Here is a 22798-nt window from a genome sequence, read left to right as displayed (position 1 = left end):
GCCTCTTTATTAGTTAACGTTCTGATATTGCTTGTAAAAAGCAACGCTCACTACGCGACAGCAAACATCACGTACAGACCCAGACCTACAGCGATCATCGGGATTGCGTCCACCAGACCCATTACGATAAAGAACTGAGTACGCAGCAGAGGAATCAGATCAGGCTGGCGCGCAGCGCCTTCCAGGAATTTACCCCCGAGGATGCCGATACCGATCGCAGCACCGATTGCCGCAAGACCCATCATCACAGCGGCAGCCATGTACAGCAGATCCATATTCAGGTTTTCCATGACAGTCTCCAGTTTGTTTCAGTTAAAACGCAGTAGTGTTGTTTAAAAATTAATGCTCTTCAGACGCCATCGACAGATAGACGATCGTCAGAACCATGAAGATGAAGGCTTGCAGCGTAATGATCAGGATGTGGAAAATGGCCCACGGCACATTCAGGATCCACTGTGACCACCACGGCAACAGACCAGCAATCAGAATGAAAATCAACTCACCGGCATACATGTTGCCGAACAGTCGCAGACCGAGTGATACCGGTTTGGACAGCAGGCTTACCCCTTCAAGGATTAAGTTGACAGGAATAAATGCCCAGTGATTGAACGGCTGCAGCGTCAACTCTTTCGTGAAGCCGCCAATGCCTTTCATTTTGATGCTGTAGAACAGGATGAGGACGAATACGCCCAGCGCCATGGAGAGGGTGATGTTCACGTCAGCAGACGGCACCACACGCATCGCAGGCAGACCAAGGACGTGCTCAGCAAACAGCGGCAGCAGGTCGATTGGCAGTAAGTCCATCAGGTTCATAAGGAATACCCAGACGAAAATCGTCAGGGCCAACGGCGCGATGACCTTGCTCTTGCCGTGGTACATGTCTTTAACGCTGCCATGTACGAAGCCGACAATCAGTTCAACCGCGGTCTGGAATTTGCCCGGAACGCCGCTGGTTGCATGCTTCGCCACACGACGGAACAGCACCAGGAACAACAGGCCCAATACCACCGAGAAAAACATGGAGTCGATGTTGAGCGTCCAGAAGGTGGCCGGGGGGTTATGCGGATCCACCAGTGAGAAGGTACGAAGATCGATCTGAAGGTTATTCAGATGGTGACCTATGTACTCCTGAGGTGATGAGATTTCTCCTGCGGACATGATGCCTCTTACCCTTTGTTGTTAATTACAGCCGGCGCAAGTATCTGAACCACCAGCACCGATAACCAGGTCACAATCAGCGGCAGAAAAACCGCCTTAAAATACACCAGCGCCACCACCAGCAGGGTGAAGGTCGCAATCACCTTTAGCACTTCCCCGATGGCAAATGACCATGCCACGCGGCCCTGTGCGGGTGTTTGCGCCTGATGACGCCAGGCAAAAATCATAAACAATACGTTCGGCAGCCAGACTGCCAGGCCCCCGTAAACTGCAGAGGCGCCCCAGAAAGGGTCTTTGAGGCAAAATAGCACTCCTGCAATCAGCACAGCCAGAAACTGCACCATCAGAAGTTTGCGAGCAACGTTTCCGCTTAATAGCGACACAGCCATAATTTGCTCCTGCTCCCTTTGGGGTAGGTTGCGTGTCGTATAAAACGTTCTTTAACGCTCTGAGTCAAGCATCAAAAAGCGGTCAAATTATACGGGGCGGACTCGTGATTTCAAACAATAAGTAGCAAAAAGGTGAACAAATGTTTAATTAAATTTCGACAGCGCTATTTTTGAAGTTTTCGTGAATCGCAAAATCAGTGCGATAAACTGCAAACTTCATTGAATACCAGGCTACAAAGCGTGCTTAAGATCACATTATAAACACTTAACGGGCATGTTTATTAACATCTCTTCAGAAAGCGTCCGCACCATGCTTTTGATTATTAAGTGAAATATCGAGTACTCTTTTTAAAATACCTCAATACAACATTAAAACGTTTTATTGACATCACTGACAAAGTTTTAACATTTAACTGCAGTTGAATATTTCAATTTTTAGCAGCATGATATTTTCAGAGTTTACTATTTGGTTGATTAGCAAAAAGAGCCACGTTACCTTCTCGAAAAATCACAGTAACAATAAGGTTAATAGCAAAAAGCGTAATCAATGAGAATTAATGTCATTGTTAACATTTTACCAACAACCTTATTTTGTCGATTTATTGACGCGAATTAATTTCTGTTTGCCTTAATTATCACCAGATGGCGATCGCCTTCGAGCTGCGGCACGTTCAGTTTAACGATAGTTTCCACTTCGAACCCGGCAGGAAGCTGGCTGATTTCATCGTCAGGACGCTGGCCTTTCAGCGCATAGAAGCGGCCCTGCTCGCCCGGCAGATGATGACACCAGGTCACCATATCCGTCAGCGATGCGAAAGCACGGCTTATCACGCCATCAAACGGTGGTTCAGCAGGGAAATCTTCAACGCGGCTCTGCACCGGGGTAACGTTCTCCAGCTTCAGCTCGTGCTGCACCTGCTTCAGGAAGCGTACGCGTTTGCCAAGGCTATCCAGCAGCGTGAAATGCGCCTCAGGACGCACAATGGCCAGTGGGATACCCGGCAGGCCCGGTCCGGTACCCACGTCAATGAAGCGCGTACCGTTCATATGCGGCTCAACGACGATGCTGTCCATGATGTGACGGATCAACATCTCGTTCGGATCGCGTACCGAGGTAAGATTATAGGCTTTATTCCACTTGTTCAGCATTTCGACGTAGGCCACCAGCTGCTGCTGCTGATTTTCAGGAAGCGTGATGCCCGCGGCGCTGAGCAGACGGGAGAGTTTGTTTAGCACGTTCGGTACCTGTTGGAAGAGAGATCAGAGTGGAAGCACTCCCCTCACCCGCAGGCGAGGGGACGCGCAATCAGGCGCTACGACGCAGCATGCCTTGTTTTTTAAGCCAGACCAGCAAAATCGAGATCGCAGCAGGTGTGACGCCGGAAATACGTGACGCCTGGCCGATCGAGGACGGTTTATGATCGTTAAGCTTGGCGATCACTTCGTTCGACAGCCCGGATACCTGACGGTAGTCCAGCGTGGCAGGCAGCAGCGTGTTCTCGTTGCGCTGCTGTTTTTCAATTTCGTCCTGCTGACGGGCGATATACCCCTCGTATTTCACCTGGATTTCAACCTGCTCTGCGGCCTGCGCATCGTCCAGACCCGGTGCGAACGGCGTAAGGCCGATCAGCGTCTCGTAGGTCATCTCCGGACGGCGCAGCAGATCTTCGCCGCTGGCCTCGCGTGACAGCGGCGCAGTGAGGTGAGCATTCACTTCTGCAACGTTCTCCGAGGCCGGGTGCAGCCAGGTTGCTTTCAGACGTTGACGCTCGCGCTCGATGTTTTCCAGCTTCTCGTTGAAGCGCGCCCAGCGTGCGTCATCCACCAGCCCGAGTTCGCGGCCAGCTTCCGTCAGGCGCAGGTCAGCGTTGTCTTCACGCAGCATCAGACGATATTCCGCGCGGGAGGTAAACATGCGGTACGGCTCTTTAGTGCCGAGCGTAGAGAGGTCGTCCACCAGCACACCGAGATACGCCTGATCGCGACGCGGCGCCCAGCCCTCTTTCTCGGCAGAGAAGCGCGCAGCGTTAAGGCCAGCCAGCAGACCCTGAGCGGCCGCCTCTTCGTAACCGGTGGTGCCGTTGATCTGCCCGGCAAAGAACAGACCTTCAATGAATTTGCTTTCCAGCGTCGGTTTCAGATCGCGCGGGTCGAAGAAGTCGTACTCGATCGCATAGCCGGGACGCACGATCTTCGCGTTTTCCATCCCTTCCATCGAGCGGACAATCTGCATCTGCACGTCAAACGGCAGGCTGGTAGAGATGCCGTTCGGGTAAATCTCGTTGCTGGTCAGCCCTTCTGGCTCCAGGAAGATCTGATGCGCGTTGCGATCGGCAAAACGCATCACCTTGTCTTCAATGGACGGGCAGTAACGCGGGCCGATCCCTTCGATGATCCCGGCATACATCGGGCTACGATCGAGGTTCTGGCGGATCACATCATGGGTTTTCTCATTGGTGTGCGTGATGTAGCACGGCACCTGACGCGGATGCTGAGAGGCATTACCCATGAATGAAAACACCGGCATTGGGTTATCGCCATGCTGTTGTCCAAGCACGCTGAAATCAATCGTACGGGCGTCAATGCGTGGGGGCGTACCGGTTTTCAGACGATTCACGCGCAGCGGCAGTTCGCGCAGACGACGCGCCAGCGGAATGGACGGCGGATCGCCGGCACGGCCACCGCTGTAGTTGTCCAGTCCGATATGGATTTTGCCGTCCAGGAAGGTGCCTACGGTCAGAACCACCGCTTTGGCGCGGAACTTGAGGCCCATCTGGGTTACGGCACCGACCACACGATCGTTTTCCACAATCAGATCGTCAACCGCCTGCTGGAAGATCATCAGGTTAGGTTGGTTCTCCAGGGCGGTGCGTACTGCCTGACGATAGAGCACGCGATCGGCCTGTGCGCGGGTAGCGCGAACAGCCGGGCCTTTGCTCGCGTTTAGTATCCTAAACTGAATGCCTGCCTGATCGATGGCCTGTGCCATCAGACCGCCGAGCGCATCCACTTCCTTCACCAGGTGTCCTTTCCCAATACCGCCGATCGCCGGGTTGCAGGACATCTGCCCCAGGGTGTCGATATTGTGTGTCAAAAGTAGGGTCTGTTGACCCATACGGGCTGCGGCCATCGCGGCCTCTGTGCCTGCATGACCCCCGCCAATGATGATGACGTCGAAAGGATCCTGATAAAACATGGTTGCCGAACCTCTGCGGTGTTGCGAATTGAGGGTAATGATCCCGGGCCGTGGATTCTACTCAACTTTAGCCCTGCGAGAAAGCAGCGGGATCATCGGGTATTAAAAAGAAGATCTATATATATGGAGATCTTTTCTATTATGATCTCTTATTACGATCGCCTTTCCCTGTGGATAAGCTTGATCCCACGTTGTAGATCAAGCAGATAGTAAGGATCATTTACTGTGAATGATCGGTGATCCCACACCGTATAAGCTGGGATCAAAAATGAGGGTTATGCACAGCTCAAAAATCATACTGCGGTTGTTATTGGGATAACTACGGGTTAATCCAAGCTTTCCAGCAGAGTTATCCACATTCAAACGCCTGGTTATTGTTCGTTTTTGAGTAAATTAATCCAGGATCCCACCCATTCTTCTGCCGGATCCTCGGGAATGTCATGATCGAGGACGTTGATCCTCAGCGTTTCCCCCACCGTTTTTGCCCCACATCCTTTCATCAGCGTCTCGATTTTGTCGATCGCACCGCAGAAGGTGTCATATTCGCGACTGCCAATACCGATTGCACCAAAACGTACGTTGCTCAGATCCGGACGCTGAGCGTCGAGATCATCATAGAAAGGCTGGAGGTTATCCGGTAGATCGCCTGCACCGTGGGTAGAGGTGATGACCAGCCAGGTACCGCTTAGCGGGAGATCTTCAAGCAGCGGGCCGTGCAGCGTCTGGGTGGTAAATCCGGCATCTTCCAGCTTCTCTGCCAGATGCTCTGCTACATACTCTGCGCCGCCAAGGGTGCTGCCGCTAATAAGGGTGATCTCAGCCATGGATACCTGCCTTTGAAGAAACGACGCATAGTGTACTCTGTGAATCGGCTGGGATCTACCTGTGGATAATATGGGTATAGTAAGCAGCGGACGGGATCGAACCGCTGCTGTCGTATTGCAGGAAAGGCTTGTGCTGTCAGGGTTTGATGGTGCGCATGATCGGATTTTGCAGCGAGATCAGCGTCTCCGTTGACTGGATTTCATCAATGGTCTGGATCTTGTTGATAAGTACCTGCTGAAGCGCATCGATGGATCGGCACATCACCTTAATAAAGATGCTGTAGTGCCCGGTGGTGTAGTACGCCTCGGTAACCTCATCCAGACTTTCCAGCTTTGCCAGCGCCGAGGGATAGTCTTTTGCACTCTTAAGGATAATGCCGATAAAGCAGCAGACGTCATACCCAAGCTGCTTCGGGCTGATATCAATGCGCGCTCCGGTAATAATCCCCGCCTGCTTCATTTTTTCAACACGCACGTGAATAGTGCCCGGACTGACGCCGAACTGCTTGGCCAGTTCGGCATAGGCAGTACGCGCATTTGCCATTAACGACTCAAGGATGGCGCGGTCCAGATTATCGATCTGATAATTTTCCATCGGATTTCCTTATGGATAATGTCGATTCATGAATTTAATGGCCTTTAATTTAGCGTATTTAAATGCGATAAGCCTTTTTTATTAATGATTATTGAATGTCAGTGGTTATTTATTGCTTAATCATTGGCAACAGACATCAGGAGTCAATGAAAATGAAATCCGCTTACATCGCAACCCAACGTCAGATCAGCTTTGTTAAATCACACTTCTCTCGCCAGCTGGAAGAGAAGCTGGGGCTGATTGAAGTCCAGGCGCCTATCCTCAGCCGTATCGGCGATGGCACCCAGGACAACCTGTCTGGCTGTGAAAAAGCGGTGCAGGTGCGGGTGAAAACCCTGCCGGAGGCGCAGTTCGAAGTGGTGCACTCCCTGGCAAAATGGAAGCGCAAAACCCTCGGGCAGCATGACTTCAGCGCTGGGGAAGGGATCTATACCCATATGAAAGCCCTGCGCCCGGATGAAGATCGTCTGACACCGGTTCACTCTGTCTATGTGGATCAGTGGGACTGGGAGCGCGTGATGGGCGACGGCGAACGCGATCTGGCTACCCTGAAGCGTACCGTGGAAGCGATCTGGGACGGGATCAAAGCGACCGAAACAGCCGTGAGCGAGCAGTACGGTCTGACGCCGTTCCTGCCGGCGCAGATCCATTTCGTGCACAGCGAAACGCTGCAACAGCGCTACCCGGAACTGGATGCCAAAGGCCGCGAACGCGCCATTGCAAAAGAGCTGGGTGCCGTATTCCTGATCGGCATCGGCGGTAAGCTGGGCGACGGCAAGCGTCACGATGTACGCGCCCCGGATTATGATGACTGGACCACCGCGACCGCTGAAGGCTTTGCCGGGCTGAACGGCGATATTCTGGTGTGGAACCCGGTGCTGGAAGATGCGTTCGAGATCTCGTCGATGGGGATTCGCGTCGATGCGCAGACGCTCAAACGCCAGCTGGCCATCTCCGGCGATGAAGATCGTCTGGCGCTGGAGTGGCACCAGTCGCTGCTGAAAGGGGAGATGCCGCAGACTATCGGCGGGGGCATCGGCCAGTCGCGCCTGACCATGCTGCTGCTTCAGCTGCCGCACATCGGCCAGGTGCAGTGTGGCGTGTGGCCGGCTCAGGTAACAGAGAGCGTCTCCGGCCTGCTGTAATCACCCCCTGATGCGTCGCAGCAGACGGCTTCTCAACCCGGTATCGAAGCGCCAGATATGATCGAAGATGCGCATGATGCCGGGTTTTCCATAGGACGACATCGCCACCGCATGAAAACGGTGCTGCTGCACCCGCTGTAATGTCTTTACGTTCTGCACTACCTCATCCGGCAGCCGCTGGGCAATAAAGTCCGAGATCACCACCGCGTCGGCATCCACGCCGTCACCGCTCTGCATCTTTTCACTGATTGCGCGAAAACAGCTGGCGAGATCGGTACCGCCACGAAAGCGCTGGCTGAGAAAGCGGATCGCCTGTTCCAGCCCATCTTCTCCCGTCAGCTCGTAGCGCACCACTTCGCTGGAGAACAGCATAATGAAGCAGCGTCGGCGATCGGCGAGCGCAATACGCATCAGCGCCAGACAGAACGCTTTGGCGCACTGCTCGTTGAAGCCGCCCATTGAGCCAGAGGTATCCACACAGACGATAAAAGGCCCGCGCGGCTGCTCGTCCATGTCCTGATGCACTACCGGCCGCTGCGAGACTTTTTCACGCCAGGCGTCACCCGCGAGGCGGTAGGTCAGAAGTTGTTTCTCCACCAGCCGGCGATAAAACTCATACTCCAGCTCGGTAATGCCGAGCGTGGCAAGTTCCGGCGGCAGCAGGCGCAGGATGTCATCGCTCTGGTGTAAGCCTTCCACCTGCTCCGGGACGTTCGCCGGCTCGCGCACCAGCGTGCGAAAGGTTTCCATTGGCGCATCGCGAACCGGCACCGATTTCGCCTCGCGGGAGCGCCCCAGCTGCTCGGCCAGCTTCATCAGCTCCGGCTGGTTAGCCAGAAACTCGCCGTACTTCACGATCAGCTGATAATCACCGCGTTTGAGCTTACCGGCGCTCATGTCCCACAGCCTGCCAGCAGCGTGATCGTTCTCGTTCAGCGTGGCATCCAGCTGGCCGCTCAGCGTCATCCGCTCCTGCACTTCGCTGAGCAGCTGTTCGCGCTCCTCTTCTAAAACCTGCTGGCTGAGAGAGGTGGCCTGAACGATGAGACTCAGGCGCCAGCGCTGTAAAAAGAGCGTATGCAGCGCCGGGGTAAAGTGAGGGTTGTTGCCCACCAGCTGTTCTGCCTGCTGGAAAAACGGTGAACCGGTCTGACGCAGCGCGCGCAGCGTCTCGGGGATCTGCACGATAAACTGGCTGGTGGAGAGCAGCTGCACTTTCTGATAGCTCATCACCTCCTGCGCCAGCTCCTGCGGCACGCGGGCGTCGCGCAAGCGGCTTTTTAACTGCTCGCGCCAGCGGGGCAGATCCTGGGTCACGGCATGCTTTAAGCGTGGAAACTTCTCGAAAAACAGCGCCAGTTGCGGAGAGGCGAGCAGGGCGATGATGATCTCCTCAATCATCTCGCCTTCGCTGATGGCCAGAACCACGTTGAGCGTATCAACGGTGATCATTGCCGCGCCTGTTTAATCTGCACCGCCACGTCCTGCAGGCTGGCCTCGATACGCCCCAGCCACTCAGGATGAATAAACAGGCACTTCTGCTGCTCGCTGAAGCTCAGGTGCTGCTGGTGCCAGAGCGTATCCAGCTCGTCCAGTTGCTGGCTGATCTCCTGCGGCAGGTTCTCCGGCGTCTGATGGCCCGGCAACGCCAGCCGCGTACTCTGCAGGCTGACATCGCGGATCACCAGGTACTGTGCGCTGTCCACCTCGAGCGTCAGAAGTTGAGCAAAGCCAATGCCGTTGAGCTTGCCGCGGATCTCACCGCCTTTTTGCAGCCACTGGTTTAACGCTTCACGGGGGAGAGTGATATGGATGACTTCCATATCGTGCAGTTTAAGCGGCTGCTGTAACAACAGCGTCAGGATCTCGCCCTGCACCTCATCGGGCAGAAGGTACTGTGCCCGGCGGGCGAACATGCCGCCCTGCTTCACGACTTTCAGCGCATCGCGATCGCTCTGCTGCTGCTGGAGCTGCATCCGGCGCTGCTGAATGGCACCCAGCCGGGAAAGCATCGCGTGCTGCTGCCATCCATGTCCGGTCATCAATAATTCGAGCTGCTGCTGCATCAGCTGCAGGGTCTCAGCGTCATGCCACAGACAGTCTTTCAGCAGAATAAGATCAATGGGCGCGACGGCGCTGCGGCCCGAGAAAAAGGCGCTCGCCTGCAACAGGTGGATAGCCTTTTTCCAGCGACGGTCAGATACGTAGGGCGCGCCCGGCAGCTCGTTAAGCTGCTGGCGCAGCGTAAAGATCAATTCAAAGACGTGATCCGGCAGGGCAACCTTGCCGATATCCTGCTGCCACTGGTGATATTCCTCGTCGCTAATCTGCAGACCGGGCACCATCGGGATGGCGTTTTCATCCTGCTGGCTTATCAGCATTGAACGGAAATTGCCTTTCTCCTGCACGTTGTCGAGCCACAGACGGATCAGCATCCGGTCATACAGCGCCTCAAGACTGTTGTCGGCTTCCGGCAGTTCGTTGGAAGCGGCAACCAGCAGGCGCATCGGGATTTTCTCCTCGTGCGCGCCGTTGCGAAAACGCCGTTCGTTGATGGCGGTCAGCAGGGTATTCAGAATGGCCGGGCCAGCTTTCCATATCTCATCCAGAAACACGATTTCCGCTTCCGGCAGATAACCCGCCGTCAGGCGCTCATAGCGGCCTTCATCTTTCAGCGCCTGGATAGAGAGTGGACCGAACACTTCTTCCGGCGTGGAGAAACGGGTCATCAAATATTCAAAAGCGCGGGCATGCTGGAAGGCAAATTTGAGGCGGCGGGCAATCAGGCTTTTGGCGATGCCTGGCGGCCCGAGCAGGAACACGCTTTCGCCGCTGAGCGCGGCCAGCAGGCAAAGGCGAATGGCGTGGCTACGCTCAAAAAGCCCCTTCTCCAGCGCCGCGCTGAGACGAGAAATTCTTTCCGCCAGCAAATGTGATTGAGCCATAATGAAATTGCGTCCTTACCCGGTTATAACCTGTGAAAATAAGTATAAATGTTTTGAATTTGAGCAGGTAACAGATTGATGCGACAACAGAGTCTGACGCAGCCACATTAACCATGCCGCACGAAGGGGTACGATTTTTTTACCAATCGTGCATACTGTGCGCCTTTTTGTGGGTTCAGTGGCAACGCATCCACAGCTTTATTACTAAAAGACGGGTCTATGAGTACTGATAAGAAACAATCACTCTCTGCGGTCACGCTTGCGGCTATTGGGGTGGTATATGGCGATATTGGCACCAGCCCGCTTTATACCCTGCGTGAATGTTTGTCCGGCCAGTTTGGCTTCGGCGTAGAACGCGAGGCGGTATTCGGCTTTCTGTCTCTTATTTTCTGGCTGCTCATCATTGTCGTCTCAATTAAATATCTGAGCTTCGTGATGCGTGCTGATAACGCCGGAGAAGGCGGGATCCTGACGCTGATGTCGCTGGCCGGGCGTAATACCTCAGCGCGGATGACCTCGGTGCTGGTGATCATGGGCCTTATCGGCGGCAGCTTCTTCTATGGTGAGGTGGTGATAACCCCCGCAATCTCGGTAATGTCGGCCATCGAAGGCCTTGAAATCGCCGCCCCCTCCCTCGACCCCTATATCGTTCCGCTCTCTATTATTGTTCTCACCCTGCTGTTTATGATCCAGAAGCACGGCACCGGCATGGTGGGCAAACTGTTCGCCCCGATCATGCTGGTCTGGTTCCTGGTGCTGGCGGTACTGGGTGTGCGCAGCATCATGGGCAACCCTGAAGTGCTGCAGGCGCTGAACCCGGCGTGGGCGATTGGCTTCTTTATGGAATACAAAGCCATCTCCTTTGTGGCGCTGGGGGCAGTTGTGCTGTCGATCACCGGGGTGGAAGCGCTCTACGCCGATATGGGTCACTTCGGTAAATTACCGATTCGCGTGGCCTGGTTCTCGGTGGTGCTGCCGTCGCTGGTGCTGAACTACTTTGGTCAGGGGGCGCTGCTGCTGAAAACCCCGGAAGCGATCAAAAACCCGTTCTTCCTGCTGGCACCGGACTGGGCGCTCATTCCGCTACTGATACTGGCGACGCTCGCCACGGTAATCGCCTCTCAGGCGGTTATCTCCGGCGTATTCTCCCTGACCCGTCAGGCGGTACGTCTGGGCTATCTTTCGCCGATGCGCATCATTCACACCTCTGAAATGGAGTCCGGGCAAATCTACATCCCCGCCATTAACTGGATGCTCTATTTCGCGGTGGTGATTGTCATTATCAGCTTTGAGCACTCCAGCAACCTGGCCGCCGCCTACGGGATTGCCGTTACCGGCACCATGGTGCTGACCACTATTCTGTCGACCACCGTGGCGCGTAAAAACTGGCACTGGAACAAGCTGCTGGTGGGGCTGATCCTGGTGGCATTTATGTGCATCGATATTCCGCTGTTCTCCGCGAACCTCAGCAAGCTGTTCTCCGGCGGCTGGCTGCCGCTGAGTCTCGGCCTGGTGATGTTCATCATCATGACCACCTGGAAAAGCGAACGCTTCCGCCTGCTGCGTCGGATGCACGAGCACGGCAATTCCCTGGAAGCGATGATTGCTTCGCTGGAAAAATCTCCGCCGGTGCGGGTGCCGGGTACTGCGGTGTATATGTCGCGCGCGCTGAACGTTATTCCGTTTGCCATGCTGCACAACCTCAAGCACAACAAGGTGCTGCACGAGCGCGTGATTTTCCTGACGCTGCGTACCGAAGATGCGCCTTACGTGCACAACGTGCGCCGCGTAACGATTGAACAGCTGTCGCCCACCTTCTGGCGCGTGGTTGCCAGCTATGGCTGGCGTGAAACGCCAAACGTGGAAGAGGTCTTCCACCGTTGCGGTCTGGAGGGACTGAGCTGCCGCATGATGGAGACCTCGTTCTTTATGTCGCACGAGTCGCTTATCGTCGGCAAGCGCCCGTGGTATCTGCGTCTGCGCGGCAAACTGTACCTGCTGCTTCAGCGTAACGCCCTGCGCGCCCCTGACCAGTTTGAGATCCCGCCGAACCGGGTTATCGAGCTGGGAACCCAGGTCGAAATCTGACGCCTCAACGCCTCCCCTGCGGAGGCGTTTTCATTTGTTAGCACCTTGTTTCACGCCTTAAGGTAAACGTGAGCGAAACGTTTCGATGGCGATCACATTTTCACATTCTGGTGATTGTTTAGTGCGCACCGCTTTCTCTACACTGCCGCCAGCGAAACGTTTCGCTAGTGGAGTGAAAAATGAAAAAAGGCACAGTACTTAACGCAGAAATTTCTTCTGTCATCTCACGTCTTGGCCACACCGATACGCTGGTGGTTTGCGATGCCGGGTTACCCATTCCTCGCGGCACCGATCGTATCGATATGGCATTAACTCAGGGCGTACCTTCCTTTATGCAGGTAGTGGAAGTGGTGACGGCGGAAATGCAGGTTGAGGCTGCTGTTCTTGCCGCGGAAATCAAACAGCATAATCCGCAGCTCCACGAAACGTTGCTTGGTCATATCAGGCAACTGCAGCAACACCAGGGAAACACCATTGATATTCGTTACATCAGTCATGAGCAGTTCAAACAACAAACCGCAGATAGCCAGGCGGTGATTCGCAGCGGGGAGTGTTCCCCGTATGCGAATATCATTCTCTGTGCCGGCGTAACCTTCTGAGGCCGACATGGACGCATTACTGCAACTTAAAGGGATCGATAAATCCTTCCCGGGCGTGAAAGCGCTTTCCGGCGCGGCACTCAACGTCTATCCGGGCCGCGTGATGGCGCTGGTAGGCGAAAACGGTGCCGGCAAATCCACAATGATGAAAGTGCTGACTGGTATCTATCAGCGTGATGCCGGCTCGCTGCTGTGGCTGGGGAATGAAACCACCTTCAGCGGCCCGAAAGCCTCTCAGGAAGCAGGCATCGGCATCATTCATCAGGAACTCAACCTGATCCCTCAGCTCAGCATTGCCGAGAACATCTTCCTCGGGCGTGAATTCGTTAACCGCTTCGGCAAAATCGACTGGAAAGCAATGCATGCCGAAGCCGACAAGCTGCTGCTGAAACTCAACCTGCGTTTCAACAGCCACCGCCTGGTGGGCGATCTGTCGATAGGCGACCAACAGATGGTCGAGATCGCGAAAGTGCTCAGCTTCGAGTCTCAGGTCATCGTTATGGATGAACCGACCGATGCGCTGACCGACACCGAAACCGAATCGCTGTTCCGGGTGATCCGCGAGCTGAAGGCCCAGGGGCGCGGCATCGTGTATATCTCGCACCGCATGAAAGAGATCTTCGAAATCTGCGATGACGTCACGGTGTTCCGCGACGGGCAGTTTATCGCCGAGCGCGACGTCGCCAGCCTGACCGAAGATTCGCTGATCGAGATGATGGTAGGCCGCAAGCTTGAAGATCAGTATCCGCATCTGGATAAAGCACCGGGCGCGGTGCGCCTGAAGGTCGACCACCTGTGTGGCCCAGGCGTGCACGACGTGAGTTTCAGTCTGCGCCAGGGGGAAATCCTCGGCGTCGCGGGCCTGATGGGCGCGGGGCGTACTGAATTGATGAAGGTGCTGTACGGTGCTCTGCCGCGCGCCAGCGGGCACGTAACCCTCGACGGCCGGGAAGTAGTAACCCGCTCTGCGCAGGATGGCCTGGCGAACGGCATCGTCTACATCTCCGAAGACCGCAAGCGCGACGGCCTGATCCTCGGCATGTCAGTGAAAGAAAACATGTCGCTGACCGCGCTGCGCTACTTCAGTCACAACGTCGGTCACCTGCGCCATAAAGATGAACAGCAGGCGGTGAGTGATTTTATCCGTCTGTTTAACGTGAAAACCCCGTCCATGGAGCAGGCGATTGGTCTGCTGTCCGGTGGCAATCAGCAGAAAGTGGCGATTGCCCGCGGCCTGATGACGCGCCCGAAGGTGCTGATTCTGGACGAACCGACGCGCGGCGTGGACGTGGGCGCGAAGAAAGAGATTTATCAGCTCATTAACCAGTTCAAGGCAGAAGGGCTGAGCATCATTCTGGTGTCATCCGAAATGCCGGAAGTATTAGGTATGAGCGATCGCATTATTGTGATGCATGAAGGGCATCTCGGTGGAGAATTCACACGCGAGCAGGCCACCCAGGAAGTGCTGATGGCTGCGGCCGTCGGCAAGCTTAATCGCGTGAATCAGGAGTAAAATGATGACAACCCAGACTGTTTCCGGTCGCCGTTATTTCACCAAAGCATGGCTGATGGAGCAGAAATCGCTGATCGCCCTGCTGGTGCTGATCGCGATTGTCTCCACCATGAGTCCGAACTTCTTTACCGTTAATAACCTGTTCAACATTCTGCAGCAGACCTCGGTGAACGCCATCATGGCGGTAGGGATGACGCTGGTTATTCTTACCTCGGGTATCGACCTGTCCGTCGGTTCCCTGCTGGCGCTCACCGGGGCGGTTGCCGCCTCGCTGGTGGGCATGGAAGTCAACGCGCTGGTGGCCGTGGCGGCCGCGCTGGCAGCCGGTGCGGCAATCGGCAGCGTGACCGGTGTGATTGTGGCGAAAGGGCGCGTCCAGGCGTTTATCGCCACCCTCGTCATGATGCTGCTGCTGCGCGGCGTCACCATGGTGTACACCGATGGTAGCCCGGCGAATACCGGCTTTACTGAGAACGCGGATCTGTTCGGCTGGTTCGGTATCGGACGCCCGCTGGGTATCCCGACCCCGGTCTGGATCATGGCGATTGTCTTCCTCGCGGCCTGGTACATGCTGCACCACACGCGTCTGGGTCGCTATATCTATGCGCTGGGTGGGAACGAAGCGGCGACGCGTCTGTCCGGTATCAGCGTTAATAAAGTCAAAATCATTGTCTACTCCCTGTCCGGCATGCTGGCCGCGCTGGCGGGCGTTATCGAAGTGGCGCGTCTCTCGTCAGCACAGCCGACGGCGGGAACGGGTTATGAGCTGGATGCCATCGCAGCGGTCGTGCTGGGCGGTACCAGTCTGGCCGGTGGGAAAGGCCGCATCGTGGGTACGCTTATCGGTGCGCTGATCCTCGGCTTCCTGAATAACGGTTTGAACCTCTTGGGTGTTTCTTCCTATTACCAGATGATCGTCAAAGCTGTGGTGATTCTCCTGGCGGTGCTGGTTGATAACAAAAAGCAGTAACTCACTACTTCACAGGATCTCTTAACATGAACATGAAAAAGCTGGCTACACTGGTTTCCGCCGTTGCACTGAGCGCCACCGTAAGCGCAAATGCGATGGCAAAAGACACCATCGCTCTGGTTATCTCTACCCTGAACAACCCGTTCTTCGTGTCGCTGAAAGACGGCGCGCAGAAAGAAGCTGACAAGCTGGGCTACAACCTGGTGGTGCTGGATTCTCAGAACAACCCGGCAAAAGAGCTGGCGAACGTGCAGGACCTGACGGTTCGCGGCACCAAACTGCTGCTGATCAACCCGACCGATTCTGACGCCGTCGGTAACGCGGTGAAAATGGCGAACCAGGCCAACATTCCGGTTATCACCCTCGACCGCGCTGCGAACAAAGGCGACGTCGTCACTCACGTTGCTTCTGATAACGTGCTGGGCGGCAAAATTGCCGGTAACTACATCGCTAAGAAAGCGGGCGAAGGCGCGAAAGTGATTGAACTGCAGGGCATCGCCGGGACGTCCGCAGCGCGCGAGCGTGGCGAAGGCTTCCAGCAGGCGGTAGCGGCACACAAATTCAACGTGCTGGCCAGCCAGCCGGCTGACTTTGACCGTACCAAAGGCCTGAACGTGATGCAGAACCTGCTGACCGCCCATCCGGACGTGAAAGCCGTGTTCGCACAGAACGACGAGATGGCGCTGGGTGCACTGCGTGCGCTGCAGACTGCCGGTAAAACCGACGTTATGGTTGTTGGCTTTGACGGCACGCCGGACGGTGTGAAAGCGGTAGAAGACGGTAAACTGGCTGCCACTATCGCGCAGCTGCCGGAGCAGATTGGCGCTACCGGCGTTGACGCGGCAAACAAAGTGCTGAAAGGCGAGAAAGTGACGGCGAAGATCCCGGTTGACCTGAAGCTGGTTATTAAGCAGTAATACGGCGTACTCCTCAGGCGAGCGCTAAATGCCCCGCCTGATAAGACATAAAGAAAAGCATGGCACGCGCCACCGTCCGGTGGCGCATTTCGACTGGATATCCCCATGACCAAAACCGCAGGCAAGCTTGTCGTTCTCGGCAGTATCAATGCCGACCATATCCTTAATCTGCCAGCCTTCCCCACCCCGGGTGAAACCCTGACCGGAAGCCAGTATCAGGTGGCGTTTGGCGGTAAGGGCGCAAACCAGGCGGTTGCCGCCGGGCGCAGCGGGGCGGATATCGCTTTCATCGCCTGCGTGGGAGATGACGATACCGGCGAACGCGTCTGCCAGCAGTTAGTTAATGACAGGATTGATATCGCGCCGGTCAGCACCATTAGCGGTGAATCGACGGGCGTAGCGCTGATTTTTGTGAACGCCGAGGGCGAAAACGTGATCGGCATTCATGCCGGTGCCAATGCCGCACTTTCTCCGGCGCTGGTGGAGGCGCAACAGCCACTGATTGCCAGTGCGGGCGCGCTGCTGATGCAGCTTGAATCCCCGGTCGAGAGCGTGCTGCGTGCTGCGCAGATCGCTCATCAAAATAACACCACCGTGATCCTCAACCCGGCACCGGCGCAGGCACTGCCGGATGAACTGCTGGCGCTGGTGGACATCATCACCCCGAACGAAACGGAAGCCGAAAAGCTGACCGGCATTCGCGTATCGAACGATGAAGAGGCTGCACGAGCCGCACAGGTGCTGCATGCCAAAGGCATCGACACGGTCATCATTACGCTGGGCAGCCGCGGCGTCTGGGCCAGTGTGCAGGGCCAGGGCGCTTGCGTTCCCGGCTTCAAAGTCACAGCCATTGATACTATTGCGGCGGGCGACACCTTTAACGGCGCACTGGTCACCGCGCTGCTGGAAGAGAAACCGCTGCAGGAGGCGATTCGCTTCGCCCATGCCGCTGCGGCCATTGCCGTCACGCGTAAAGGGGCGCAGCCCTCGGTGCCGTGGCGCAGTGAAACCGACGATTTTTTGCGTCAGCAGGGGTAAACCTTGGCCACCATGAAGGATGTCGCCCGCCTGGCGGGTGTCTCCACCTCTACCGTTTCCCACGTCATCAATAACGACAGGTTCGTGAGCGATGCCATTCGGGAAAAGGTGGAGGCTGCGGTTATCAGCCTCAACTATGCGCCTTCAGCCGTAGCGCGCAGCCTTAAGCTGAATCAGACGCGCACCATCGGCATGCTGCTTACCGCCAGCTCCAACCCCTTCTATTCCGAGCTGGTGCGTGGCGTGGAGCGCAGCTGCTTCGAACGCGGTTACAGCCTGGTGCTGTGCAATACCGAAGGGGATGAGCAGCGCATGAACCGCAACCTTGAGATGCTGATGCAGAAACGCGTCGATGGATTGCTGCTGCTCTGTACCGAAACGCATCAGCCTGCGGCAGATATTATGCGGCGCTACCCGGGCATTCCGACGGTGATGATGGACTGGGCACCGCTGGAAGGGCAGTGCGATTTGATTCAGGATAACTCGCTGCTGGGCGGCGATATCGCGACGCAGCATCTTATCGACAAGGGCTATACCCGCATCGCCTGTATTACCGGCCCGCTGGATAAGACGCCTGCACGCCTGCGGCTGGAAGGGTATCGCACCGCCATGGCGCGCGCCGGACTGGCTATCCCCGCAGAGTATGAAGTTACCGCTGACTTCGAGTTTGCCGGAGGCTTCCGGGCGATGGAAACCATTCTTGCCTTACCGGAACGGCCTCATGCGGTGTTTATCAGCAATGATGCGATGGCGGTGGGCGCTTATCAGGCGCTGTGGCACGCCGGCATCGCCATTCCCGGCGATATGGCGCTCATTGGCTACGATGACATTGAGCTTGCCCGCTATATGACCCCGCCGCTGACCACGATTCACCAGCCAAAAGACGAACTGGGTGAACTGGCGATCGACGTGCTTATCCATCGCATGGCGCAGCCTGAACAGGCGCAGCAGCTACTGCAGCTTACGCCGGAGCTGATAGAGCGAGGCTCCGCTTAACTGCGGTGCCGCTCCTTAATCAGATTTCGCCCGTCTTTCGGACGCAGCAGCATAAATACCAGCGACGACACCAGCGTAATGCCACCCATCGTAATAAAGGTGTAGTGAAACTGTTCGATGGTGTTGGCGCTCTCAAAGCCCTCATAAAAGCGCAGTACTGCCGCGCTGACCGCCACCCCGAGACTGATTGAAAGCTGCTGCGTAACCGCCAGCATACTGTTGCCGCTGCTGGCGTTCTCATCGGTAAGATCGGCAAGCGTGATGGTGTTCATCGCCGTGAACTGCGTGGACATCGCCATTCCCAGCACAAACAAGGGCACGAGAAGCATCCAGATAGTCATACCCGGCGACTGCAATGAGAACTGGGCAATCATCAGCCCGATAAAGACCGTAATGCCGACCAGCGTGGTGCGGTAACCGAGCCGGCGCAGCACCTGGGTTACCACTGACTTCGCCAGAATCGACCCCACCGCCGTCGGTGCCATCATGCAGCCCGCGATCAGCGCCGGATAACCAAAACCAACCTGCAGCATCAGTGGCATCAGGAATGGCACGCAGCCGGTGCCCAGCCGCGAAGCGATGTTCCCGGCGATCCCCACGGAGAAGGTGCGGGTCTTAAACATGGGTAGCGAGATCAACGGCGATGGATGGCGACGGGCATGGCGGATATAGGCAAACATCAGCAGTATGCCGCAGACGATGATGGTTAATGCCAGCCAGCTGGCAACCAGCTTCTCCCCGAACAGCTCCATGCCGCTGGAAAACAGCACCAGGCTCAGACCAAACAGCACGAATCCGCTCATGTCGAATTTACGGCGCGGTGTGGTGAAATCCGGCATGTATTTGCGGGCGTAGAACAGGCCTGCCACACCAATCGGGATATTAATCAGGAAGATCCAGTGCCAGCTGGCCCAGGTAACCAGTACCCCACCCAGCATCGGCCCGAGAATCGGACCAACCAGACCCGGCATGGTGACGAAGTTCAGCACGGGGAGCAGTTCACTACGCGGATAAGCACGCAGTAGCGCCAGGCGTGCGACCGGCATCATCATCGCCCCGCCGATGCCCTGAATAATGCGGAAAACGACCAGCTCACCCAGGGAGCTGGAAAGGGCGCAGGCCAGCGATCCCAGCGTAAACAGCGAAACCGCCGTCATAAATACTTTGCGCGTGCCGAAGCGGTCAGCCAGCCAGCCGCTGACCGGAATGAGCATCGCCACCGTCAGGGTATAGCTGATAATGGCGGACTGCATGGCCAGCGGCGAGCGGTTAAGACTCTGGGCGATAGCGGGTAGGGCGGTATTCAGAATGGTGGCGTCCAGCGCCTGCATAAAAAAAGCCATTGCCGCAATCCACGGCAGACCAGACATACTTCGTGCTTTTTTTAAACTCATGCGACTCCTGCCTTTAATGGGAAGGTGTTATCCCTTCAGTAATGGGTTCCTGCAATAATGCCTGACACGCCTTCAACGCGGCTTCACTGTTTCCTTCATTAATAGCATCGACCACAGCGCGGTGCAGATCGAGCTTTATCACGGTGTCCGCCGTGATGGCGGTAAAGTAGTTATAGTAAACGGGGCGGAACAGGCTGGCGAAAGAGGAAAGAAACGGGTTGCCGCTCATGGCATAGATCTGCTCGTGCCACGCCATGTCCACTTCAATCCAGCGGTCGCGTACGAAGGCGTTCTCCAGCGCGGCCATCTCCGCCTGCGTCGTGGTCAGTGCGGCTTTCTGTATCGCTGTACCATTCTGCGCGGCCAGCGCGCAGGCCTGCGGCTCCAGACTATGGCGCATAACCAGGAAGTTTTTCACTACTTCATCAAACTGGGCGTCTGCCATCCACCATGACAGCAACTCTTTATCGAGGAAGTTCCACTGGGCTTCTGGCATGACGCGTGTGCCAATACGTGGCCGCGGAAGGACCATGCCTTTTGCGGTGAGGGTCTTAACCGCTTCCCTGACCGCTGTACGACTGACCCCAAACATCTCTCCCAGCTCTATTTCGCCAGGCAGAATAGTGCCGGGGGCGTAGTCTCCTTTCAGGATCAGGCGAGCCAGTTTCTCCGCCAGCATATAAGAAAGGTTCTTCTGTGCGGCGAGCTGTTGTTCTGAGAGCGACATGAATGCTGGTCCTTAAGCCGTATTTAACGGCGCTAGTATGCCATCAAGGAACTGCGATGGTTGAAGAAACAGCAATAATCACGTTTATGGGCTGTTTTATGACTGAATTGGCGAAAAAAGAAACGAACGAAAACTTTTTTCAGAATAGGGGTTGTCAGGGAAAAAGAACTCCCTATAATGCGCCTCCACTGACACGGAACAACGGCAAACAGGCCGGCCTGTCAGGTGAAGGCAAGCGAAATAAATGCTTGACTCCACAGCGGGATAGCGTAGTATACGCAGCCCGCGCCGCTGAGAAATAAGCGAAGCGGCACTGCTCTTTAACAATTTATCAGACAATCTGTGTGGGCACTCGGGGCACTGATATCTTTCACGTCGAAAGACGAAAAAGCATTATCAAGTCTCAAGAGTGAACACGTAATTCATTACGAAGTTTAATTCTTTGAGCATCAAACTTTAAATTGAAGAGTTTGATCATGGCTCAGATTGAACGCTGGCGGCAGGCCTAACACATGCAAGTCGAACGGTAACAGGAAGCAGCTTGCTGCTTCGCTGACGAGTGGCGGACGGGTGAGTAATGTCTGGGGATCTGCCTGATGGAGGGGGATAACTACTGGAAACGGTAGCTAATACCGCATAACGTCGCAAGACCAAAGAGGGGGACCTTCGGGCCTCTTGCCATCAGATGAACCCAGATGGGATTAGCTAGTAGGTGGGGTAACGGCTCACCTAGGCGACGATCCCTAGCTGGTCTGAGAGGATGACCAGCCACACTGGAACTGAGACACGGTCCAGACTCCTACGGGAGGCAGCAGTGGGGAATATTGCACAATGGGCGCAAGCCTGATGCAGCCATGCCGCGTGTATGAAGAAGGCCTTCGGGTTGTAAAGTACTTTCAGCGAGGAGGAAGGTGGTGAGCTTAATACGCTCATCAATTGACGTTACTCGCAGAAGAAGCACCGGCTAACTCCGTGCCAGCAGCCGCGGTAATACGGAGGGTGCAAGCGTTAATCGGAATTACTGGGCGTAAAGCGCACGCAGGCGGTCTGTCAAGTCGGATGTGAAATCCCCGGGCTCAACCTGGGAACTGCATCCGAAACTGGCAGGCTTGAGTCTCGTAGAGGGGGGTAGAATTCCAGGTGTAGCGGTGAAATGCGTAGAGATCTGGAGGAATACCGGTGGCGAAGGCGGCCCCCTGGACGAAGACTGACGCTCAGGTGCGAAAGCGTGGGGAGCAAACAGGATTAGATACCCTGGTAGTCCACGCCGTAAACGATGTCGACTTGGAGGTTGTGCCCTTGAGGCGTGGCTTCCGGAGCTAACGCGTTAAGTCGACCGCCTGGGGAGTACGGCCGCAAGGTTAAAACTCAAATGAATTGACGGGGGCCCGCACAAGCGGTGGAGCATGTGGTTTAATTCGATGCAACGCGAAGAACCTTACCTGGCCTTGACATCCAGAGAACTTAGCAGAGATGCTTTGGTGCCTTCGGGAACTCTGAGACAGGTGCTGCATGGCTGTCGTCAGCTCGTGTTGTGAAATGTTGGGTTAAGTCCCGCAACGAGCGCAACCCTTATCCTTTGTTGCCAGCGATTCGGTCGGGAACTCAAAGGAGACTGCCGGTGATAAACCGGAGGAAGGTGGGGATGACGTCAAGTCATCATGGCCCTTACGGCCAGGGCTACACACGTGCTACAATGGCGTATACAAAGAGAAGCGACCTCGCGAGAGCAAGCGGACCTCATAAAGTACGTCGTAGTCCGGATTGGAGTCTGCAACTCGACTCCATGAAGTCGGAATCGCTAGTAATCGTGGATCAGAATGCCACGGTGAATACGTTCCCGGGCCTTGTACACACCGCCCGTCACACCATGGGAGTGGGTTGCAAAAGAAGTAGGTAGCTTAACCTTCGGGAGGGCGCTTACCACTTTGTGATTCATGACTGGGGTGAAGTCGTAACAAGGTAACCGTAGGGGAACCTGCGGTTGGATCACCTCCTTACCTTAAAAGATACAACTCCGCAGTGCTCACACAGATTGTCTGATGAAAAGTAACGAGCAAGACGGCTACGAAGTCGTGACACTCCGTGTCCCCTTCGTCTAGCGGTTAGGACTCCGCCCTTTCACGGCGGCAACAGGGGTTCGAATCCCCTAGGGGACGCCACTTGCTGGCTGTGGGTGAAAGACACAACCAACCGATATCTCAAAACTGACTTTCAAGTCACGTTTGAGATATTTGCTCTTTAACAATCCGGAACAAGCTGAAAATTGAAACGACACACTGTTTCTGTTCTCCGTAAACAAGA

Annotated in this window: 20 protein-coding genes, 1 tRNA gene and 1 rRNA gene; 11 read left to right on the top strand and 11 right to left on the bottom strand. The window is 55.7% G+C overall.

All coding sequences use genetic code 11. The features are described 5' to 3' along the window. Positions 1 to 50: 50 nt before the first annotated feature. From atpE to asnC, 7 genes are all read right to left on the bottom strand, one after another. Positions 51 to 290 (bottom strand): F0F1 ATP synthase subunit C, encoded by a 240-nt coding sequence (atpE, locus tag KFZ77_RS19310; RefSeq protein ID WP_000429386.1) that lies wholly within the window; start codon positions 288 to 290, stop codon positions 51 to 53. A gap of 49 nt (positions 291 to 339) precedes the next feature. Beyond that, on the bottom strand, positions 340 to 1158 hold the full coding sequence (gene atpB / locus KFZ77_RS19305; protein WP_031522296.1) for a F0F1 ATP synthase subunit A: 819 nt from the start codon (positions 1156 to 1158) through the stop codon (positions 340 to 342). An 8-nt stretch (positions 1159 to 1166) separates the two neighbouring features. Next, on the bottom strand, positions 1167 to 1547 hold the full coding sequence (gene atpI / locus KFZ77_RS19300) for a F0F1 ATP synthase subunit I (protein WP_264385095.1): 381 nt from the start codon (positions 1545 to 1547) through the stop codon (positions 1167 to 1169). 612 nt (positions 1548 to 2159) lie between these two features. After that, positions 2160 to 2783 (bottom strand): 16S rRNA (guanine(527)-N(7))-methyltransferase RsmG, encoded by a 624-nt coding sequence (gene rsmG, locus KFZ77_RS19295; protein ID WP_264385094.1) that lies wholly within the window; start codon positions 2781 to 2783, stop codon positions 2160 to 2162. A 70-nt stretch (positions 2784 to 2853) separates the two neighbouring features. After that, on the bottom strand, positions 2854 to 4743 hold the full coding sequence (gene mnmG / locus KFZ77_RS19290; RefSeq protein WP_264385093.1) for a tRNA uridine-5-carboxymethylaminomethyl(34) synthesis enzyme MnmG: 1890 nt from the start codon (positions 4741 to 4743) through the stop codon (positions 2854 to 2856). 371 nt (positions 4744 to 5114) lie between these two features. After that, complete coding sequence (mioC, locus tag KFZ77_RS19285) at positions 5115 to 5567, bottom strand: FMN-binding protein MioC (RefSeq protein WP_031522302.1); 453 nt, start codon at positions 5565 to 5567, stop codon at positions 5115 to 5117. Positions 5568 to 5703: 136 nt separating this feature from the next. After that, positions 5704 to 6162, bottom strand: a complete 459-nt coding sequence (gene asnC / locus KFZ77_RS19280) for a transcriptional regulator AsnC (RefSeq protein WP_031522303.1) — start codon at positions 6160 to 6162, stop codon at positions 5704 to 5706. A gap of 152 nt (positions 6163 to 6314) precedes the next feature. Here asnC and asnA point away from each other — a divergent pair, with 152 nt between their 5' ends. Next, entirely contained in the window at positions 6315 to 7307 is a 993-nt protein-coding gene (gene asnA, locus KFZ77_RS19275; protein ID WP_031522304.1) for an aspartate--ammonia ligase, read from the top strand. Here asnA and viaA read toward each other — a convergent pair whose 3' ends face one another. After that, positions 7308 to 8759: an ATPase RavA stimulator ViaA gene (viaA, locus tag KFZ77_RS19270; RefSeq protein WP_264385092.1), complete on the bottom strand. Its 1452-nt coding sequence runs from the start codon at positions 8757 to 8759 to the stop codon at positions 7308 to 7310. Then, complete coding sequence (gene ravA, locus KFZ77_RS19265; protein ID WP_264385091.1) at positions 8756 to 10252, bottom strand: ATPase RavA; 1497 nt, start codon at positions 10250 to 10252, stop codon at positions 8756 to 8758. The genes viaA and ravA overlap by 4 nt, the downstream gene beginning before the upstream one ends. A 219-nt stretch (positions 10253 to 10471) precedes the next feature. Between ravA and kup the strand changes: the two genes are divergently transcribed. The 7 genes from kup to rbsR all read left to right on the top strand — a co-directional run bounded on the left by kup (position 10472) and on the right by rbsR (position 18373). Beyond that, positions 10472 to 12340: a low affinity potassium transporter Kup gene (kup, locus tag KFZ77_RS19260; RefSeq protein WP_031522308.1), complete on the top strand. Its 1869-nt coding sequence runs from the start codon at positions 10472 to 10474 to the stop codon at positions 12338 to 12340. Positions 12341 to 12519: 179 nt separating this feature from the next. Then, complete coding sequence (gene rbsD, locus KFZ77_RS19255) at positions 12520 to 12939, top strand: D-ribose pyranase (RefSeq protein ID WP_031522310.1); 420 nt, start codon at positions 12520 to 12522, stop codon at positions 12937 to 12939. A gap of 7 nt (positions 12940 to 12946) precedes the next feature. Beyond that, the gene (gene rbsA, locus KFZ77_RS19250) at positions 12947 to 14452 is read left to right on the top strand and encodes a ribose ABC transporter ATP-binding protein RbsA (RefSeq protein WP_031522316.1); all 1506 of its coding nucleotides are present in this window, start codon (positions 12947 to 12949) and stop codon (positions 14450 to 14452) included. 4 nt (positions 14453 to 14456) lie between these two features. Further along, positions 14457 to 15422 (top strand): ribose ABC transporter permease, encoded by a 966-nt coding sequence (gene rbsC / locus KFZ77_RS19245; RefSeq protein ID WP_031522318.1) that lies wholly within the window; start codon positions 14457 to 14459, stop codon positions 15420 to 15422. A 26-nt stretch (positions 15423 to 15448) separates the two neighbouring features. Further along, the gene (rbsB, locus tag KFZ77_RS19240; protein ID WP_031522319.1) at positions 15449 to 16339 is read left to right on the top strand and encodes a ribose ABC transporter substrate-binding protein RbsB; all 891 of its coding nucleotides are present in this window, start codon (positions 15449 to 15451) and stop codon (positions 16337 to 16339) included. 105 nt (positions 16340 to 16444) lie between these two features. Next, entirely contained in the window at positions 16445 to 17377 is a 933-nt protein-coding gene (gene rbsK, locus KFZ77_RS19235) for a ribokinase (protein ID WP_264385090.1), read from the top strand. Between the two features lie 12 nt (positions 17378 to 17389). Beyond that, positions 17390 to 18373, top strand: coding sequence for a ribose operon transcriptional repressor RbsR (gene rbsR, locus KFZ77_RS19230; protein ID WP_264386219.1), 984 nt, complete (start codon positions 17390 to 17392; stop codon positions 18371 to 18373). Here rbsR and mdtD read toward each other — a convergent pair. Both mdtD and KFZ77_RS19220 read right to left on the bottom strand, forming a co-directional pair. After that, positions 18370 to 19767, bottom strand: coding sequence for a multidrug transporter subunit MdtD (gene mdtD / locus KFZ77_RS19225; RefSeq protein WP_264385089.1), 1398 nt, complete (start codon positions 19765 to 19767; stop codon positions 18370 to 18372). The genes rbsR and mdtD overlap by 4 nt on opposite strands. Positions 19768 to 19780: 13 nt before the next feature. Next, positions 19781 to 20494 carry a FadR/GntR family transcriptional regulator gene (locus KFZ77_RS19220; protein ID WP_264385088.1) on the bottom strand — a complete coding sequence of 238 codons (714 nt, stop codon included), beginning with the start codon at positions 20492 to 20494 and terminating at the stop codon, positions 19781 to 19783. Between the two features lie 56 nt (positions 20495 to 20550). Between KFZ77_RS19220 and KFZ77_RS19215 the strand changes: the two genes are divergently transcribed. The 3 genes from KFZ77_RS19215 (at position 20551) to KFZ77_RS19205 (ending at position 22656) form a co-directional block, all read left to right on the top strand. Next, complete coding sequence (locus tag KFZ77_RS19215) at positions 20551 to 20796, top strand: hypothetical protein (protein WP_264385087.1); 246 nt, start codon at positions 20551 to 20553, stop codon at positions 20794 to 20796. 156 nt (positions 20797 to 20952) lie between these two features. Continuing rightward, positions 20953 to 22494: ribosomal RNA gene (locus KFZ77_RS19210) — 16S ribosomal RNA — on the top strand. 87 nt (positions 22495 to 22581) lie between these two features. Then, a tRNA-Glu gene (locus KFZ77_RS19205) sits at positions 22582 to 22656 on the top strand. Positions 22657 to 22798: the final 142 nt, after the last annotated feature.

Source organism: Siccibacter colletis (genome assembly GCF_025914095.1).
Classification (GTDB): Bacteria; Pseudomonadota; Gammaproteobacteria; order Enterobacterales; family Enterobacteriaceae; genus Siccibacter; species Siccibacter colletis.
Note: the sequence above shows the minus strand (reverse complement) of the source record. Positions and strands in the feature narration are given on the sequence as shown.

Excerpts from the sequence above, each read along its gene's own strand:
- atpE (WP_000429386.1), bottom strand. The coding sequence starts at position 290 with ATGGAAAACCTGAATATGGATCTGCTGTACATGGCTGCCGCTGTGATG.
- atpB (WP_031522296.1), bottom strand. The coding sequence starts at position 1,158 with ATGTCCGCAGGAGAAATCTCATCACCTCAGGAGTACATAGGTCACCAT.
- atpI (WP_264385095.1), bottom strand. The coding sequence starts at position 1,547 with ATGGCTGTGTCGCTATTAAGCGGAAACGTTGCTCGCAAACTTCTGATG.
- mnmG (WP_264385093.1), bottom strand. The coding sequence starts at position 4,743 with ATGTTTTATCAGGATCCTTTCGACGTCATCATCATTGGCGGGGGTCAT.
- mioC (WP_031522302.1), bottom strand. The coding sequence starts at position 5,567 with ATGGCTGAGATCACCCTTATTAGCGGCAGCACCCTTGGCGGCGCAGAG.
- asnC (WP_031522303.1), bottom strand. The coding sequence starts at position 6,162 with ATGGAAAATTATCAGATCGATAATCTGGACCGCGCCATCCTTGAGTCG.
- asnA (WP_031522304.1), top strand. The coding sequence starts at position 6,315 with ATGAAATCCGCTTACATCGCAACCCAACGTCAGATCAGCTTTGTTAAA.
- viaA (WP_264385092.1), bottom strand. The coding sequence starts at position 8,759 with ATGATCACCGTTGATACGCTCAACGTGGTTCTGGCCATCAGCGAAGGC.
- ravA (WP_264385091.1), bottom strand. The coding sequence starts at position 10,252 with ATGGCTCAATCACATTTGCTGGCGGAAAGAATTTCTCGTCTCAGCGCG.
- kup (WP_031522308.1), top strand. The coding sequence starts at position 10,472 with ATGAGTACTGATAAGAAACAATCACTCTCTGCGGTCACGCTTGCGGCT.
- rbsD (WP_031522310.1), top strand. The coding sequence starts at position 12,520 with ATGAAAAAAGGCACAGTACTTAACGCAGAAATTTCTTCTGTCATCTCA.
- rbsA (WP_031522316.1), top strand. The coding sequence starts at position 12,947 with ATGGACGCATTACTGCAACTTAAAGGGATCGATAAATCCTTCCCGGGC.
- rbsC (WP_031522318.1), top strand. The coding sequence starts at position 14,457 with ATGACAACCCAGACTGTTTCCGGTCGCCGTTATTTCACCAAAGCATGG.
- rbsB (WP_031522319.1), top strand. The coding sequence starts at position 15,449 with ATGAACATGAAAAAGCTGGCTACACTGGTTTCCGCCGTTGCACTGAGC.
- rbsK (WP_264385090.1), top strand. The coding sequence starts at position 16,445 with ATGACCAAAACCGCAGGCAAGCTTGTCGTTCTCGGCAGTATCAATGCC.
- rbsR (WP_264386219.1), top strand. The coding sequence starts at position 17,390 with ATGAAGGATGTCGCCCGCCTGGCGGGTGTCTCCACCTCTACCGTTTCC.
- mdtD (WP_264385089.1), bottom strand. The coding sequence starts at position 19,767 with ATGAGTTTAAAAAAAGCACGAAGTATGTCTGGTCTGCCGTGGATTGCG.
- KFZ77_RS19220 (WP_264385088.1), bottom strand. The coding sequence starts at position 20,494 with ATGTCGCTCTCAGAACAACAGCTCGCCGCACAGAAGAACCTTTCTTAT.
- KFZ77_RS19215 (WP_264385087.1), top strand. The coding sequence starts at position 20,551 with ATGGTTGAAGAAACAGCAATAATCACGTTTATGGGCTGTTTTATGACT.